Origin of the sequence: Streptomyces parvus (genome assembly GCF_032121415.1) — a bacterium.
Lineage (GTDB): Bacteria > Actinomycetota > Actinomycetes > Streptomycetales > Streptomycetaceae > Streptomyces > Streptomyces globisporus_A.
On the sequence record NZ_CP135079.1, the window covers coordinates 5,068,611 to 5,083,596 of the forward strand.

Below are 14,986 nucleotides of genomic sequence, written 5' to 3' on the forward strand. Positions count from 1 at the left end.
TCCCGGGGCAGGAAGTTCCCGATCCGCCCATTCTCCCGCCGCACGGGCCGCGACGCTCAGTCCCAGGACTCGCGGGCGGCGGGCAGCGCGTCGATCTCCGCCAGGTCCCACTCGTCCAGGACCACCCGCCCCGCCCCGGCGTTCTCCACCGCCCACTGCTCCCGCTTCGCCCCCGGCACCGGCACCACGTGCGGGCCCTGGCGCAGCACCCACGCCAGCGCCACCTGCGCCACGGTCGCGCCCCGGCGCTCCGCGATCCGCCGCAGACCGGCCACCACCGGCTGGTTCGCCGCCATCACCTCGGCCGTGAACCGCGGATGCCTGGCCCGCAGATCCTCCGGCTCGAACCCCTGCCCCGGCTTCAGCGTCCCGGTCAGGTAGCCGCTGCCCAACGGCATCGCGGCCAGCAGCCCGACCCCGCGCGCCACGCACCACGGCAGCAGTTCCGTCAGCGCCTCCCGCGACCACACCGACAGCTCCGCCTCGACGGCGCTGACCGGAAAGACCTGCTGGATCCGCTCCAGCTGCCGGATCGTTCCCTCGAACGGGCCCTCGCCCGACCGGCGCGGTGCCCGCGCCCCCACGGCGCACAGCCCCAGCGAGCGCACCTTGCCCACGGTGACCAGCTCCGCCATCGCGCCCCAGGTCTCCTCCACCGGCACCTCGGGATCGGCCCGGTGCAGCTGGTACAGGTCGATCACATCGGTCTGGAGCCGCCGCAGCGAGGCGTCACAGGCCCGCCGGACATACCCCGGCCGGCCGTTCGCGACGATGTGCTGATCGCCCACCAGCAGCCCGCACTTGGTGGAGACGAACGCCTCCTCGCGCCGGCCCTTGAGCGCACGCCCCACCAGCAGCTCATTGGTGAACGGGCCGTACATGTCCGCGGTGTCGAGCAGCCGGACGCCCGCGTCCAGGGCCGCGTGCACCGTCCGCACCGAACGGTCGCCGAGCTGCTGCGACGCGCTGTAACCCCAGCTCATCGGCATACAGCCCAGCCCGACCGCACCCACGGCAAGCCCCGCCGCCCCGATAGTCCTGCACTCCAACTCCCCGAACCCTCCCTAGGACCTTCCGTCCCGTCGCCACGGGGCCGTACCGCACCCAAAAGTAACCTCTGGCGCCCCCGGGTCTTCGCGCAGCCGCCCTGGAGCGCTCGCCCATCCGTCGCATAGCCTCCCGACCATGACTGCGACGACTGCCGACGTATGGCTGCCCTTCCCGGCCGAGGAGATCGACGGGCTCCCCGAGAACCTCGACTACCTCTTCTGGGACGGCGGGACGGACTACCCCGGCAACCCGGCCGACTGCGCCTACTACGTCGTTCCTTACATGAAGGGCCCCGAGATCGCGCAGCGCCCGCTCGCCGCCATGAGCGGCGTCCAGGTGGTGCAGACGCTCTCCGCCGGCATCGACCACGTCGAGCCGGGGCTCGGCCTGCTGCCCGCCGGGGTTCGGCTCTGCAACGCCAAGGGGGTGCACGAGGCGTCCACCGCCGAGCTGACCCTCGCGCTGGTCCTGGCCTCCCTGCGCGGCTTCCCGGGGTTCGTCCACGGCCAGGACAAGGAGGAGTGGCGCTCCGGCTTCTACCCGGCGCTCGCCGACAAGTCCGTCCTCATCGTGGGGTACGGCTCCATCGGCTCGGCGATCGAGGACCGGCTCGCCCCCTTCGAGTGCGCGAGGGTGGCGCGCGTCGCGCGCTCCGCACGGACCTCCGCGCGCGGCCCCGTACACACGCTCGACGATCTGCCCGCCCTGCTGCCCGAGGCCGACGTGGTGATCCTCTCCACCCCGCTCAACCCGTCCACGCAGGGGCTGGTGGGCGCCGACTTCCTCGCCGCGATGCCCGACGGCGCCCTCCTCGTCAACGTCGCCCGCGGCGGAGTCGTCGACACCAAGGCCCTGTTGTCCGAACTGGAATCCGGACGGCTGCGGGCCGCTCTCGACGTGACCGACCCCGAACCCCTGCCCCAGGGCCATCCCCTCTGGCATGCTCCGAATGTCTTGATCACGCCTCATGTGGGCGGCAGCACCTCGGCGTTCGAACCCCGCGCCAAGCGGCTGCTGGCCGCACAGCTGACCCGGTTCGCCGCAGGAGAGCCGCTGCGGAACGTCGTCTCCACCACCGGCTGACCCCCCTCGGGCGGCAACGCTACGGGGTGGTCCGGATGCACGCAGTGCCGCTCACCTCGCATTTCGTCACGGAGCGTAGAGAAGCTATGGCCCTGAGTGACGGATCTGGTGTATCGTCCGACCCGGGGCGCCGCGCCGTGAAAGGGACGGCGCGGGGGGAGCATCGGAACGCGAGGGGGCGACGGGCGATGTGCTGGCCATGGAGAGACGAGCCGAAGCGGACGCGCGGACGGTCGCGGCCGTCCGCGTCGACGGCGCGCACCAGCCGGCGGTGGCCGGATCCATGCCCCGGAGCGGTCTCCCCGGAGCGGCGGCCGTCGCCGAGCGAGCGACGCCGAAAGGGTTCCGCGAGGAGCCAGGCGCCGGCCGGCACGTGCCCGGCGGACCCGGGGCGGGGTGCCCTCCGGTGAGCGCGCTGGGTGCCTTGCTCGCCCCGCGGTCCGAGTCCGGCTCCACCGGGATGCGGTCCCGGATCCTGCTCGGCCTCGTCTGCGCCGGGTATTCGGTGGGCGCCGCCTTCGGCTGGGGGTCACCGCAAGTCGCCGTCTTCATGGGGGACTTCGGACTCGCCGCAGCCGCACTGGTCGCCGCGGTCTCCTGCTTCCTCTACGCGCGGACGGGCGCGGGCCGGCTGCGGCCCGCCTGGCTGCTGTTCTCGCTCTCCTCCCTCATGGCCGCCTGCGGAAACGCCGTCTGGGGGTGGTACGAGGTGCTCCTCGGCGTCCCCGTGCCCACCCCCTCCCTCGCCGACGTCTTCTTCCTCTGCTTCGCGCCGCCCGCCATCGTCGGGCTGCTCGTGCTCGCCAAACGGCCCGTCACCCGGGCCGGCTGGGTCTGCCTCGCCCTGGACGCCTGGCTGATCGGCGGCTCCCTGCTGACGCTCGCCTGGAGCCTCGCCCTCGCGCATACCGCGCACATGGCGGGCGTCCAGGACGCCAGCGTCGCGCCCGCGGCCCTCTCGCTGGCCTATCCCCTGCTCGACATCGTGCTCGTCTCGATGGTGCTCGCCCTGCATTTCCGGCGGGCCGGGGTGAACCGCTCCGCGGTGAACACCGCCATCGCCGCGCTGGCGCTCACCGTGCTGAGCGACGCGGTCTTCACCTCGCCGCTGCTGCGCTCCACCTACCACTCGGGCCAGCTCCTCGACGCCGGCTGGTTCGCCGGATCGCTGCTCCTCGCCTACGCCCCCTGGGGCGCCCGGCGCGGAGCCCGCCGGCCCGCCCGCCCCGCCCCGCCGCGCGCCACCGCCAGCCGCCCGATCGCCGGCTCCCTCGCGGCCCTCACCCCGTATCTCGCCGCAGCCGTCTGCACCCTGGGCATCCTGTACAACGTGGTCGACGGCCGCCGGGTGGACAGGGTCGTCATCTTCACCGGCTGCACCGTGGTCCTGGCGCTGGTCGTCCGGCAGGGCATCATGCTCCTCGACAACATCTCCCTCACCCAGGAGCTGGCCCAGAAGGAGAACCACTTCCGCTCCCTGGTGCAGGGCTCCAGCGACGTCATCATGATCGCCGCGCCCAACGGCACCCTGCGCTACGTCAGCCCCGCCGCCGCCGGGGTCTACGGGCGCGAGGCGGAGGACCTGGTCGGCGCCGAGCTGTCCTCGATCATCCACCCCGAGGATCTGGGCCGGTTCGTCCACGAGGTGCGGCGCTTCCTCGCCGCGCCGCCCCAGGAGGAGCCCACCACCCGCATCGAATGCCGCTTCCGCTCGGGCACCGGCGACTGGCTCAACGTCGAGTCCACCGTCAACCGCCACCAGGGCGGCCTCCTCCTCAACAGCCGGGACGTCACCGAACGGGTCAGGCTCCAGGCCCAGTTGCAGCACAACGCCGAGCACGACCCGCTCACCGACCTGCCCAACCGGGCCCTGTTCACCGCTCGGGTCCGCCAGGCGCTCAGCGGCCGCCGGGCCGGCGACCCCGGCACCGCCGTCCTCTTCATCGATCTCGACGGCTTCAAACAGGTCAACGACACCATCGGCCACCAGGCGGGCGACGAACTGCTCATCCAGGCCGGCCGCCGCCTCCAGGACTCCGTCCGGGCCGGCGACACCGCCGCCCGGCTCGGCGGCGACGAGTTCGCCGCGCTCATCATGGGCGACGGCACCCGCGACCAGGGCGCCCGCGAGTACCAGGTCCACGAGATCGCCGACCGGCTGCGCCTCACCCTCTCCCAGCCCTACCGGATCGGCGCCAGCGAGGTCAGGGTGGCCGCGTCCATCGGGGTGGCCTTCGCCGAGCCCGCCATCAGCCCCACCGACCTCATGCGCAACGCCGACCTCGCGATGTACCGCGCCAAGGCCGGCGGCAAGGACCGGGTCGAGCTGTACGCCCCGCAGATGCAGGCCGACGTCGTACGCCGCTCCGAGCTGGCCACCCGGCTGCGGACCGCCCTGCGCGACGGTGAGTTCGCCCTGCTCCACCAGCCCGTCGTCCACCTCGCCAGCGGCTCCGTCGCCGCCGTCGCCGCCCAGGCCCGCTGGCGCTCGGCCCAGGGCATCCTGTTCACCCCCGCCGAGTTCCTGCGGGTCTCCGGCGACGACGACCGCACCGCCGAGCTCGGCCGCTGGCTCCTGGAGGAGGCCGTGGCCCAGGCCGCCGACCGGGCCAGGGCCGGGCACCCCGTCGCCGTCTCCGTCCGGCTCTCCGCCGCCCGGCTGCTGGACACGGCCCCGCCGCCCGGCTCCATCGAGGCGCTGCTGACCCGCCACGGGCTGCCCTCCGGCGCCCTGATGATCGAGGTCGCCGACAGCGACCCGCGCGTCTCCTTCGACGCCCTGGAGCAGCGCCTCGTGGCCCTGCGCCGGCTCGGCGTACGGATCGCGCTCGACGGCTTCGGCAGCGGCTTCGCGGCGATCAACGCGCTGCGCCGACTCCCCATCGACGTACTGAAGCTCGACCGGAACCTGGTGGAGGGGGTGGTCGAATCGGCCAGGCTGCACAAGATCACCAGCGGCCTCCTGCGGATCGCCTGCGACCTCGGCCTCCAGTCCGTCGCCGACGGCGTCGACGTCCCCGAGCAGGTCCTCGCCCTGCGGGCCATGGGGTGCACCCACGGCCAGGGGATGGCCTTCTCCGGCCCGCTCGACGAGTACCGGCTGCGACGCGCCCTGGTCCGCGGGGAGTTCCCCGTACCGGGCGTTCCCAGCCCCCGGCCGGTGATGGCGGGCGGCTCGATCCCGCTGCTCACCGGATCACATACTGAGACGCCTGTCCCACCCACTTGACACGTCATGCGTGCCGGAGAGAGGGTCAATGCCATGCGCACCCGAATTCTCGTACTTGGAAAGCGCGTCGGCTGAAGCAGAGTCACTCCACGACACTCTGCGGACCGCACCCGGCGCGCTCCCCTCGCTTGCCTCACGGCACGAGGGGTTTTTTGTTGCACTGACGCCTCTCAAAACGCTGCAAAACACCCGCGAAAACCCTCAGCTTCGAGAAGAGAATGCCGATGACCGAGCAGGCCACCGGGGCCCACCACCCGCAGCCGCGCGCCCGTACCGGCGGACAGCCGTCCGTCACCGTTGAGCACCTCACGGGCGCGCAGTCCCTCATCCGCTCTCTCGAGGAAGTCGGCGCCGACACGGTATTCGGTATCCCCGGCGGTGCGATCCTCCCCGCCTACGACCCGATGATGGACTCCACCCGGGTCCGCCACGTCCTGGTCCGCCACGAGCAGGGCGCCGGCCACGCGGCCACCGGATACGCGCAGGCCACCGGCAAGGTCGGCGTCTGCATGGCCACCTCGGGACCCGGCGCCACCAACCTGGTCACCCCGATCGCCGACGCGCACATGGACTCCGTGCCGCTCGTCGCGATCACCGGCCAGGTCGCCTCCAAGGCCATCGGCACCGACGCCTTCCAGGAAGCCGACATCTGCGGCATCACGATGCCGATCACCAAGCACAACTTCCTGGTCACCAAGGCCGAGGACATCCCGCACACCATCGCCGAGGCCTTCCACATCGCCTCCACCGGCCGCCCCGGACCGGTCCTCGTCGACATCGCCAAGGACGCCCTCCAGGCCAGGACCACCTTCAGCTGGCCGCCCACCCAGGACCTGCCCGGCTACCGCCCGGTGACCAAGCCGCACGCCAAGCAGATCCGCGAGGCCGCCAAGCTGATCACCCAGTCCAAGCGCCCCGTGCTCTACGTCGGCGGCGGCGTCCTGAAGGCCGGGGCCACCGCCGAGCTGAAGGTCCTCGCGGAGCTGACCGGAGCGCCCGTCACCACCACCCTGATGGCGCTCGGCGCCTTCCCCGACAGCCACCCGCTGCACGTGGGAATGCCGGGCATGCACGGTGCGGTCACCGCCGTCACCGCGCTGCAGAAGGCCGACCTGATCGTCGCCCTCGGAGCCCGCTTCGACGACCGCGTCACCGGCAAGCTGGACAGCTTCGCCCCGTACGCCAAGATCGTCCACGCCGACATCGACCCGGCCGAGATCGGCAAGAACCGCACCGCCGACGTGCCGATCGTCGGCGACGCCCGCGAGGTCCTGGCCGACCTGGTCCAGGCCGTCCAGGTGGAGCACACGGAGGGCAACACCGGCGACTACGCCGCCTGGTGGAAGGACCTCAACCGCTGGCGCGACACCTATCCGCTGGGCTACGACCTGCCCGAGGACGGCAGCCTCTCCCCGCAGCAGGTCATCCAGCGCATCGGCAAGCTCGCCCCCGAGGGCACGATCTTCGCGGCCGGGGTCGGACAGCACCAGATGTGGGCCTCCCACTTCATCGACTACGAGCAGCCCGCCACCTGGCTCAACAGCGGCGGCGCCGGAACGATGGGGTACGCGGTCCCCGCCGCGATGGGCGCCAAGGCCGGCATGCCCGACCGCACGGTCTGGGCCATCGACGGCGACGGCTGCTTCCAGATGACCAACCAGGAACTGACCACCTGCGCGCTCAACAACATCCCGATCAAGGTCGCCGTCATCAACAACGGCGCCCTCGGGATGGTCCGCCAGTGGCAGACCCTCTTCTACAACCAGCGCTACTCCAACACCGTGCTGCACTCCGGCGCGGACACGGAGGGCAACGCCGCCAAGGGCACCCGCGTCCCCGACTTCGTCAAGCTGTCCGAGGCCATGGGCTGTTACGCCATCCGCTGCGAGGACCCGGCCGACCTGGACAAGGTCATCGAAGAGGCCAACTCCATCAACGACCGCCCCGTCGTGATCGACTTCATCGTCCACGAGGACGCCATGGTCTGGCCGATGGTCGCCGCTGGCACCTCCAACGACGAGGTCCAGGCCGCGCGCGGCGTCCGCCCCGACTTCGGCGACAACGAAGACGACTGAGAGACAGAGAGAGAACGACTCCCATGTCCGAAAAGCACACGCTCTCCGTCCTGGTCGAGAACAAGCCCGGTGTCCTCGCCCGGATCACCGCCCTGTTCTCCCGACGCGGCTTCAACATCGACTCGCTCGCGGTCGGTACGACCGAGCACCCCGACATCTCCCGCATCACCATCGTCGTGAATGTCGAGGGCCTGCCCCTGGAGCAGGTGACCAAGCAGCTCAACAAGCTGGTCAACGTCCTGAAGATCGTCGAACTCGAGCCGTCCGCTGCGATCCAGCGGGAGCTCGTCCTGGTGAAGGTCCGCGCCGACAGCGAGACCCGCTCCCAGATCGTCGAGATCGTCCAGCTGTTCCGCGCCAAGACCGTCGACGTCTCCCCGGAGGCCGTCACGATCGAGGCGACCGGAGGGGCCGACAAGCTGGAGGCGATGCTCAAGATGCTGGAGCAGTACGGCATCAAGGAGCTCGTCCAGTCCGGCACCATCGCCATAGGGCGCGGCGCGCGCTCGATCACCGACCGGTCCCTGCGCGCCCTCGACCGCTCGGCCTGAGCGGACGGACCCGGGCGGAGCCACACGCTCCGCTCGCATGGCGAGACCCGACAACGCATACGACGCACCCCGCCGTACGGTGGGACGCAACACCTGCACACCAAGGAGAAGACCCAGTGGCCGAGCTGTTCTACGACGACGATGCCGACCTGTCCATCATCCAGGGCCGCAAGGTCGCGGTTCTCGGTTACGGCAGCCAGGGCCACGCCCACGCGCTGTCGCTCCGTGACTCCGGCGTCGACGTCCGCGTCGGTCTGCACGAGGGCTCGAAGTCCAAGGCCAAGGCCGAGGAGCAGGGTCTGCGCGTGGTGACCCCCGCCGAGGCGGCCGCCGAGGCCGACGTCATCATGATCCTCGTCCCGGACCCGATCCAGGCCCAGGTCTACGAGGAGTCCGTCAAGGACAACCTCAAGGCGGGCGACGCGCTGTTCTTCGGCCACGGCCTGAACATCCGCTTCGGCTTCATCAAGCCCCCGGCCGACGTCGACGTCTGCATGGTCGCCCCCAAGGGCCCCGGCCACCTGGTCCGCCGCCAGTACGAGGAGGGCCGCGGCGTCCCCTGCATCGTGGCCGTCGAGCAGGACTCCACGGGCAAGGGCCTGGAGCTCGCCCTGTCGTACGCCAAGGGCATCGGCGGCACCCGCGCCGGCGTCATCAAGACCACCTTCACCGAGGAGACCGAGACCGACCTGTTCGGTGAGCAGGCCGTCCTCTGCGGTGGCACCGCCGCCCTGGTCAAGGCCGGTTTCGAGACGCTGACCGAGGCCGGCTACCAGCCCGAGATCGCGTACTTCGAGTGCCTGCACGAGCTGAAGCTCATCGTCGACCTCATGTACGAGGGCGGCCTGGAGAAGATGCGCTGGTCCATCTCGGAGACCGCCGAGTGGGGCGACTACGTCACCGGCCCCCGGATCATCACCGACGCCACCAAGGCCGAGATGAAGAAGGTCCTCGCCGAGATCCAGGACGGCACCTTCGCCAAGAACTGGATGGCCGAGTACCACAACGGTCTGCCCAAGTACAACGAGTACAAGAAGGCCGACAGCGACCACCTGCTGGAGACCACGGGCCGCGAGCTGCGCAAGCTCATGAGCTGGGTGAACGACGAAGAGGCCTAGGCCTCGGGGGAGCGGGGCGGGTCCGTCACGGACCCGCCCCGCTCCGCAGTACCCCAGGGGTGTTCCGTACGCGTGTACACCACGACCACCCTCGTGCGGGTGATCCTGCCACGGGGGCGCGGTACACGGCCCGACGCATGACTACACTTCTCAACACATACACGCGTCAGGGCCCACAGTGTCGTGCGTCTACCACGCGGCTAGCCCCTCCACCGCCTGCGGCCGTCGGGACGGCCGTCCGCACTGGACTTGTGAGGACTCACGTGAGCTCGAAACCTGTCGTACTCATCGCTGAAGAGCTGTCGCCCGCCACGGTCGACGCCCTGGGTCCGGATTTCGAGATCCGGCACTGCAACGGCGCGGACCGCGCCGAGCTGCTCCCCGCGATCGCCGACGTCGACGCGATCCTGGTGCGCTCCGCCACCAAGGTCGACGCCGAGGCGCTCGCCGCCGCCAGGAAGCTCCGGGTCGTGGCCCGCGCGGGCGTCGGCCTGGACAACGTGGACGTCTCCGCCGCCACCAAGGCCGGCGTGATGGTCGTCAACGCTCCGACCTCCAACATCGTCACCGCCGCCGAGCTGGCCTGCGGTCTGCTGGTGGCCACCGCGCGCAACATCCCGCAGGCCAACACCGCGCTCAAGAACGGCGAGTGGAAGCGCTCCAAGTACACCGGGGTCGAGCTCAGCGAGAAGGTCCTCGGTGTCGTCGGCCTCGGCCGCATCGGCGTCCTGGTCGCCCAGCGCATGTCGGCCTTCGGTATGAAGATCGTCGCCTACGACCCCTACGTCCAGCCGGCCCGCGCCGCGCAGATGGGCGTCAAGCTCCTCAGCCTGGACGAGCTCCTGGAGGTCGCCGACTTCATCACCGTGCACCTGCCGAAGACCCCCGAGACCCTCGGTCTCATCGGTGACGAGGCGCTGCACAAGGTGAAGCCGTCGGTGCGCATCGTCAACGCCGCGCGCGGCGGGATCGTCGACGAGGAGGCGCTGCACTCCGCTCTCAAGGAGGGCCGCGTCGCCGGCGCCGGCCTCGATGTGTACGCCAAGGAGCCCTGCACGGACTCCCCGCTGTTCCAGTTCGACCAGGTCGTCTGCACCCCGCACCTCGGCGCCTCCACCGACGAGGCGCAGGAGAAGGCGGGCATCGCGGTCGCCAAGTCCGTGCGCCTCGCCCTCGCCGGTGAGCTGGTCCCGGACGCGGTCAACGTGCAGGGCGGCGTCATCGCCGAGGACGTACGCCCCGGTCTGCCGCTCGCCGAGAAGCTCGGCCGGATCTTCACCGCGCTCGCGGGCGAGGTCGCGGCCCGACTCGACGTCGAGGTGTACGGCGAGATCACCCAGCACGACGTCAAGGTGCTGGAGCTCTCCGCGCTCAAGGGCGTCTTCGAGGACGTCGTCGACGAGACCGTCTCCTACGTCAACGCCCCGCTGTTCGCGCAGGAGCGCGGTGTCGAGGTCCGCCTCACCACCAGCTCCGAGTCGCCCGACCACCGCAACGTGGTCACCGTGCGCGGCACGCTCGGCAGCGGCGAGGAGGTCGCGGTCTCCGGCACGCTGGCCGGCCCGAAGCACCTCCAGAAGATCGTGGCCATCGGCGAGCACGACGTGGACCTGGCGCTCGCCGACCACATGGTCGTCCTGCGCTACCAGGACCGTCCCGGTGTCGTCGGCGCGGTCGGCAAGATCCTCGGCGAGGCCGGGCTGAACATCGCGGGCATGCAGGTCTCGCGGGCCGCGGAGGGCGGCGAGGCGCTGGTCGTCCTCACCGTCGACGAGACGGTCCCGCAGCCGGTGCTGACCGAGATCGCCGAGGAGATCGGCGCGTCCTCGGCCCGCTCGGTGAACCTCACCGACTGACCCATCTGTACGACCCCGGCTGCCGGGCGCCCCTCTCTCGGGGTGCCCGGCAGCCGCTTTTTCCAACAGGCCGAGCGGGCCGATCCACCTCTATGGGCCCGGGGTTGGGCCCTGGGGCCCACGACGCGCGAGGCACCCCGACCCTAGGGTGACCGGTTGTCATGTCACTCATGGGCACCGGGGGTCGGATCACGTATGTCTGCTGTCGGTGGCATACCCGTAGCGGGAGGCCCGGCTCCGGCCGCCGCCCCCCGGCGTGACCTCCCGGGCCCGCTCGCCGTGGTCCGCGTGGCCCTCCTCGTCCTGCTCGGCGCGACGCTCCTCGGCGCGGTCGGCCTCTCCGGCTCCGCGATCGCCGCCGACGCCATGGGCGCCCAGGTGTTCGGCATCCTGCTGTACGCCTCCGCGCCCGGGGTGCTCTGTGCGCTGCTGGCCCGGCATCTGCGTACGGGCGGCAGGCGCGTGCTGTGGGGGATCGTCGCCGTTCAGATCTGGCTGATCATCGGCGGCCTCGGCAATCTGTCGGACGGGTCGCCGGACGGGTTCACCCAGCTGGTGCTGCCCGTCCTGATCCTGGTGCTGCTGCGCCGTCCGCAGAGCCGCGCCTGGTTCCTGCTGCCGCCCCGCGAGCGCGGGGAGCCGCCGAAGTTCTCGCTCCCGCACATGATCACCTGGCGCCGGGACCGCGGGCAGTCCGCGCTGGAGTACCTGGGCCTGGTTCTGATCGTCGTCGCGCTGATCGGGGCGCTGACGGTGGGCGGCCTCGGGGGCCGGATCACGGAGGGGCTCCAGTCGGCGATCTGCTCGCTGACGGGCAGCTCGTGCCCGGTGTCGCCCGGCGGCGGCGACACCGTCGCGGGAGACGACCCGGGCGGAACGGACGGCGGTACGTCGGGGAGCGCGGACGGCGGCGCGGACGGCGGGGGCGCGGACGGCGGCGCGGACGGCGGGGCCGACGGGGGTTCGACCATCACGGGGGGCACGACCACAGGTGGCACGACCGGTGGCGACGCGACGGGCGGAACGGAAGGCTCCGGCGGCACGGAGGGGACGGGCGGAACGCAGGGCTCCGGCGGCACGGAGGGCACCGGTGGCACCCAAGGCGCCGACTCCTCCAGTGGCGGCACCGGAGGCCCCGACGACGGGCGCCCCGGCACCGGCGAGGACACCTTCCCCGAGGACAGCGAGGAGCCCGAGGCCGCCCACGACGTACAGGCGTCCGACGACGGCGACGGCGAGGGCAGCGAGCAGGCCGAGGAGCAGGAGGACTGTGGCGGCTGGGGCTTCTTCGGCTGTGCCTGGGACCGGACGACCCAGGTCTTCAAGGGCATCGTGGTCGACGGGATCTGGGGTGACATCTCCGGGATCATCGACCTGTTCAAGCCCGAGACCTGGTCGGGTCTGGTCGACTACGGCAAGCAGCTCGGCGACCAGTGGGCCAACGACTCCTCGGGCGCGGGCGACAAGTGGGCCGACGGCGACTACCTGGGCGCCCTCTGGGACTGGGGCGGGGCCTCCGTCAACACGGTGATCACGGTCGGCGACGACATCTTCGTCGGCGACGAGGTCCGCGAACGCTGGAACAACGGCGAGAAGACCCGGGCCGTCACGGATGTGATCTGGAACGTCGGCTCGCTGTTCATCCCCGGCTACAACGCCGCGAAGGTGGTCGGCAAGGCCGGGAAGCTCGGCAAGGTCGGCAAGGTCGCCTCCGAGGTCGCGGAGGCGGCGGGCGATGCGAGCGCCGCCGCCCGCCGGGCCCGGAAGGCCGCGGACGCGGGCGATCTCGACGGCGTACGCAAGGCGGCGAAGGAGGCCGACGAGGCGGCGGACAGCGCCGAGGACGCGGCGCGCCGGACCGGCTGCGCGATCGCCGGCGGGCCGCCCGGGGTGCCGTACGGCGGCGGGTTCGGTGGTGTGCCGGGCGCCGGCACCGGGGTGCTGGCGGGCGGTTCGCCGGGCCGGGTCGTCCTCGCGGAGGGCGGCTGCGACGAAGCGGCCAAGAAGTCGGCCGAGGAGGCGCGGGCTGCGGAACGCCAGGCGCACCTGGAGCAGAAGCGGCTGGAGGAGCCGGAGCGGGCGCGCAAGGCGGAGGCGGACAAGAAGAAGTACCCGGAGCCGCAGCGCAACGACACCTCCGACCCGCGCAACTACAACCCGCCGTCCTGGGCCGACGATCTCAAGGACCGCACGCTCGGCGACGCCGACGCGGGCGACGGCTACTGGGCCAGCCGGGACCGCAACCCGGCGCCGAACTGGAAGAACGAGTCGTGGCTCCGCTACCAGGAGCAGGTGACCGGCACCAACCGCGGTCAGGAGTACGTCGTTCCGCATCCGCGGGAGGGCAAGCCTGCGGTGGAGTACGACGGTTGGGACTCCTCGCGGCAGACGTTCCTGGAGGCCAAGAACGGGTACGGCAGTTATCTGTCCAGGACCGACAGCGGCACCCTCACCCCGTCCGGCAAGGACAAGTTCGTCACCGAGGCCCGCGCCCAGGTCGAGGCGTCCGGCGGCCGGAGTGTGGAGTGGCACTTCTCCGACCCGGACGTGGCCAAGGCCGCCCGCAAGGCGTTCCGGGACGAGGGGCTGCCGATCAAGGTGGTGCACACCAAGCCCCACCCGGGCGACAGCACCAGGAAACCGGGAGCCTTCGACGAGTAGTCCTTACCCCGCCCGAAGACGTCGGGCCGAGTAGCCTGCAACGCGTGGTGCTCCCCGGCCGCCGACCGGCCGGAGAGCCGCGTGGAGCGGGCAGGACGACGGAGGAGAGACGAGCATGCGACGTGTAGTGCGGGGCTTCTGGGGTCCCCGGCCGGAGCCGGTCGAGGCGGTGGCCGACAGATGGCTGCGGACCCTCGACGGGCTCGCCGAGCTGGTCCCGCGGGCGGCCGACGTCTGGAGCCAGGTCCACGGGAACGGGCCCGCCACCGCCTTCACCGCCGACCGGGAGGCCCTCCTCGGGGCGCTCCGCACCGCCCAGAGCGCGACCGACTGGTCGGACCTCACCGGAACCGGGCTGCGGCTCGTCGGCACCGGCGCGCCCGGCTGGCAGGCCGAGGTCAGCGGACTGGCCGGGGGCGCGCCGGAGTTCCTGCTCCAGTCGCTCGCGATCGTCCTGCACGCCCCGGACGAGGACGTGGTCCCCGAGGAGGCGCTGCTCATCCTCATCGCCCGGGTGTGGGAGCCGGACTTCGGCGATGTGAGCGACGACGACGTGCTGGACGCGCTGGAGGACGACGCCGACTACTCCGTCGGCGACCCCGTCGTCGGCCGCACCGGCTATCTCTCCCCGGCCCGCGCCGCCCTCGTCCCCGACGACCTGGAGACCGTCCGCGAACCCCTGCCCGGCGGCGGGGAGTTGCTGAGCATCGCGGCCCCGGGCGACAGCGCGACCGTGGTGCGGGTGTACGAACGGCTCCGCGAGGCGGGCGCTCTGGCGCCGCTGCCCCGCCCGATGGACCGGGCGGTGCTGTGACCTCCCGGCCGGACGAGCCCTTCGACACGGACCGTGCGGCGGCCGAGGTGGCCGAGCTGCTCACCGCTCCCGTACCGACCGACGGCCCCGTCACTGCCGAGGGCGACCCGGTCACCGGCGAGTGGACGGTCACCGCCGGGGCGGGCTTCCGGATCGTGCCGCTCTGGGAGGGCGACCCGCTCACCGGGGTGTACGCCCCCGAGTGGAACGATGCCGAGGAGGCCGCCGCGGCCCATCTCGCCGAGCTGGCCCGGGCGTTGGACGCGCGCTGGGGGCCGCACCGCAGGGTGCGGCTGGACGGGCCGCTGCTGCGCCGGCAGGGCGGCCTGCCGGTGGAGCCGCTGTTCGAGGCGCTGTTCTCGCAGGATCTGTACGGCGACCTGGAGGTCTGGGGGCCCCTCGAACCCGGCGGCCGGTGGATCGCCCTGATCGTCGGCCACAGCGACGGGGACGCGCCGTTCGTGCTCGCCGCCCTGGTCGCCGACCGCCCGGTCCCCGAACCGGCGGACGGCTGCGGGCCGTTGTGAGGCCCGCCCGGCCTCGCCCGTG

Annotated in this window: 10 protein-coding genes; 9 read left to right on the plus strand and 1 reads right to left on the minus strand. The window is 72.0% G+C overall.

Going from position 1 to position 14,986, the window contains the following annotated elements; genetic code table 11:
* Positions 1 to 56: 56 nt before the first annotated feature.
* Entirely contained in the window at positions 57 to 1,013 is a 957-nt protein-coding gene (locus tag RNL97_RS23925; RefSeq protein WP_030580191.1) for an aldo/keto reductase, read from the minus strand.
* A 172-nt stretch (positions 1,014 to 1,185) separates the two neighbouring features.
* Here RNL97_RS23925 and RNL97_RS23930 point away from each other — a divergent pair, with 172 nt between their 5' ends.
* The 9 genes from RNL97_RS23930 to RNL97_RS23970 all read left to right on the plus strand — a co-directional run bounded on the left by RNL97_RS23930 (position 1,186) and on the right by RNL97_RS23970 (position 14,964).
* On the plus strand, positions 1,186 to 2,133 hold the full coding sequence (locus tag RNL97_RS23930; RefSeq protein ID WP_243315259.1) for a 2-hydroxyacid dehydrogenase: 948 nt from the start codon (positions 1,186 to 1,188) through the stop codon (positions 2,131 to 2,133).
* Positions 2,134 to 2,539: 406 nt separating this feature from the next.
* Positions 2,540 to 5,362 (plus strand): putative bifunctional diguanylate cyclase/phosphodiesterase, encoded by a 2,823-nt coding sequence (locus RNL97_RS23935; protein WP_030580199.1) that lies wholly within the window; start codon positions 2,540 to 2,542, stop codon positions 5,360 to 5,362.
* A gap of 218 nt (positions 5,363 to 5,580) precedes the next feature.
* The gene (locus tag RNL97_RS23940) at positions 5,581 to 7,437 is read left to right on the plus strand and encodes an acetolactate synthase large subunit (RefSeq protein ID WP_030580203.1); all 1,857 of its coding nucleotides are present in this window, start codon (positions 5,581 to 5,583) and stop codon (positions 7,435 to 7,437) included.
* A 23-nt stretch (positions 7,438 to 7,460) separates the two neighbouring features.
* The gene (gene ilvN, locus RNL97_RS23945) at positions 7,461 to 7,988 is read left to right on the plus strand and encodes an acetolactate synthase small subunit (RefSeq protein ID WP_006127785.1); all 528 of its coding nucleotides are present in this window, start codon (positions 7,461 to 7,463) and stop codon (positions 7,986 to 7,988) included.
* Positions 7,989 to 8,104: 116 nt separating this feature from the next.
* Positions 8,105 to 9,106, plus strand: a complete 1,002-nt coding sequence (gene ilvC, locus RNL97_RS23950; protein ID WP_010056416.1) for a ketol-acid reductoisomerase — start codon at positions 8,105 to 8,107, stop codon at positions 9,104 to 9,106.
* A gap of 263 nt (positions 9,107 to 9,369) precedes the next feature.
* Positions 9,370 to 10,962 carry a phosphoglycerate dehydrogenase gene (gene serA, locus RNL97_RS23955; protein WP_030580208.1) on the plus strand — a complete coding sequence of 531 codons (1,593 nt, stop codon included), beginning with the start codon at positions 9,370 to 9,372 and terminating at the stop codon, positions 10,960 to 10,962.
* A 195-nt stretch (positions 10,963 to 11,157) separates the two neighbouring features.
* Positions 11,158 to 13,623, plus strand: a complete 2,466-nt coding sequence (locus tag RNL97_RS23960) for a Tox-REase-5 domain-containing protein (protein WP_313751183.1) — start codon at positions 11,158 to 11,160, stop codon at positions 13,621 to 13,623.
* 115 nt (positions 13,624 to 13,738) lie between these two features.
* A complete protein-coding gene (locus RNL97_RS23965; protein WP_313751184.1) occupies positions 13,739 to 14,437 on the plus strand; it encodes a hypothetical protein in 699 nt (232 codons plus the stop codon).
* On the plus strand, positions 14,434 to 14,964 hold the full coding sequence (locus tag RNL97_RS23970; RefSeq protein ID WP_243315260.1) for a hypothetical protein: 531 nt from the start codon (positions 14,434 to 14,436) through the stop codon (positions 14,962 to 14,964). The genes RNL97_RS23965 and RNL97_RS23970 overlap by 4 nt, the downstream gene beginning before the upstream one ends.
* Positions 14,965 to 14,986: the final 22 nt, after the last annotated feature.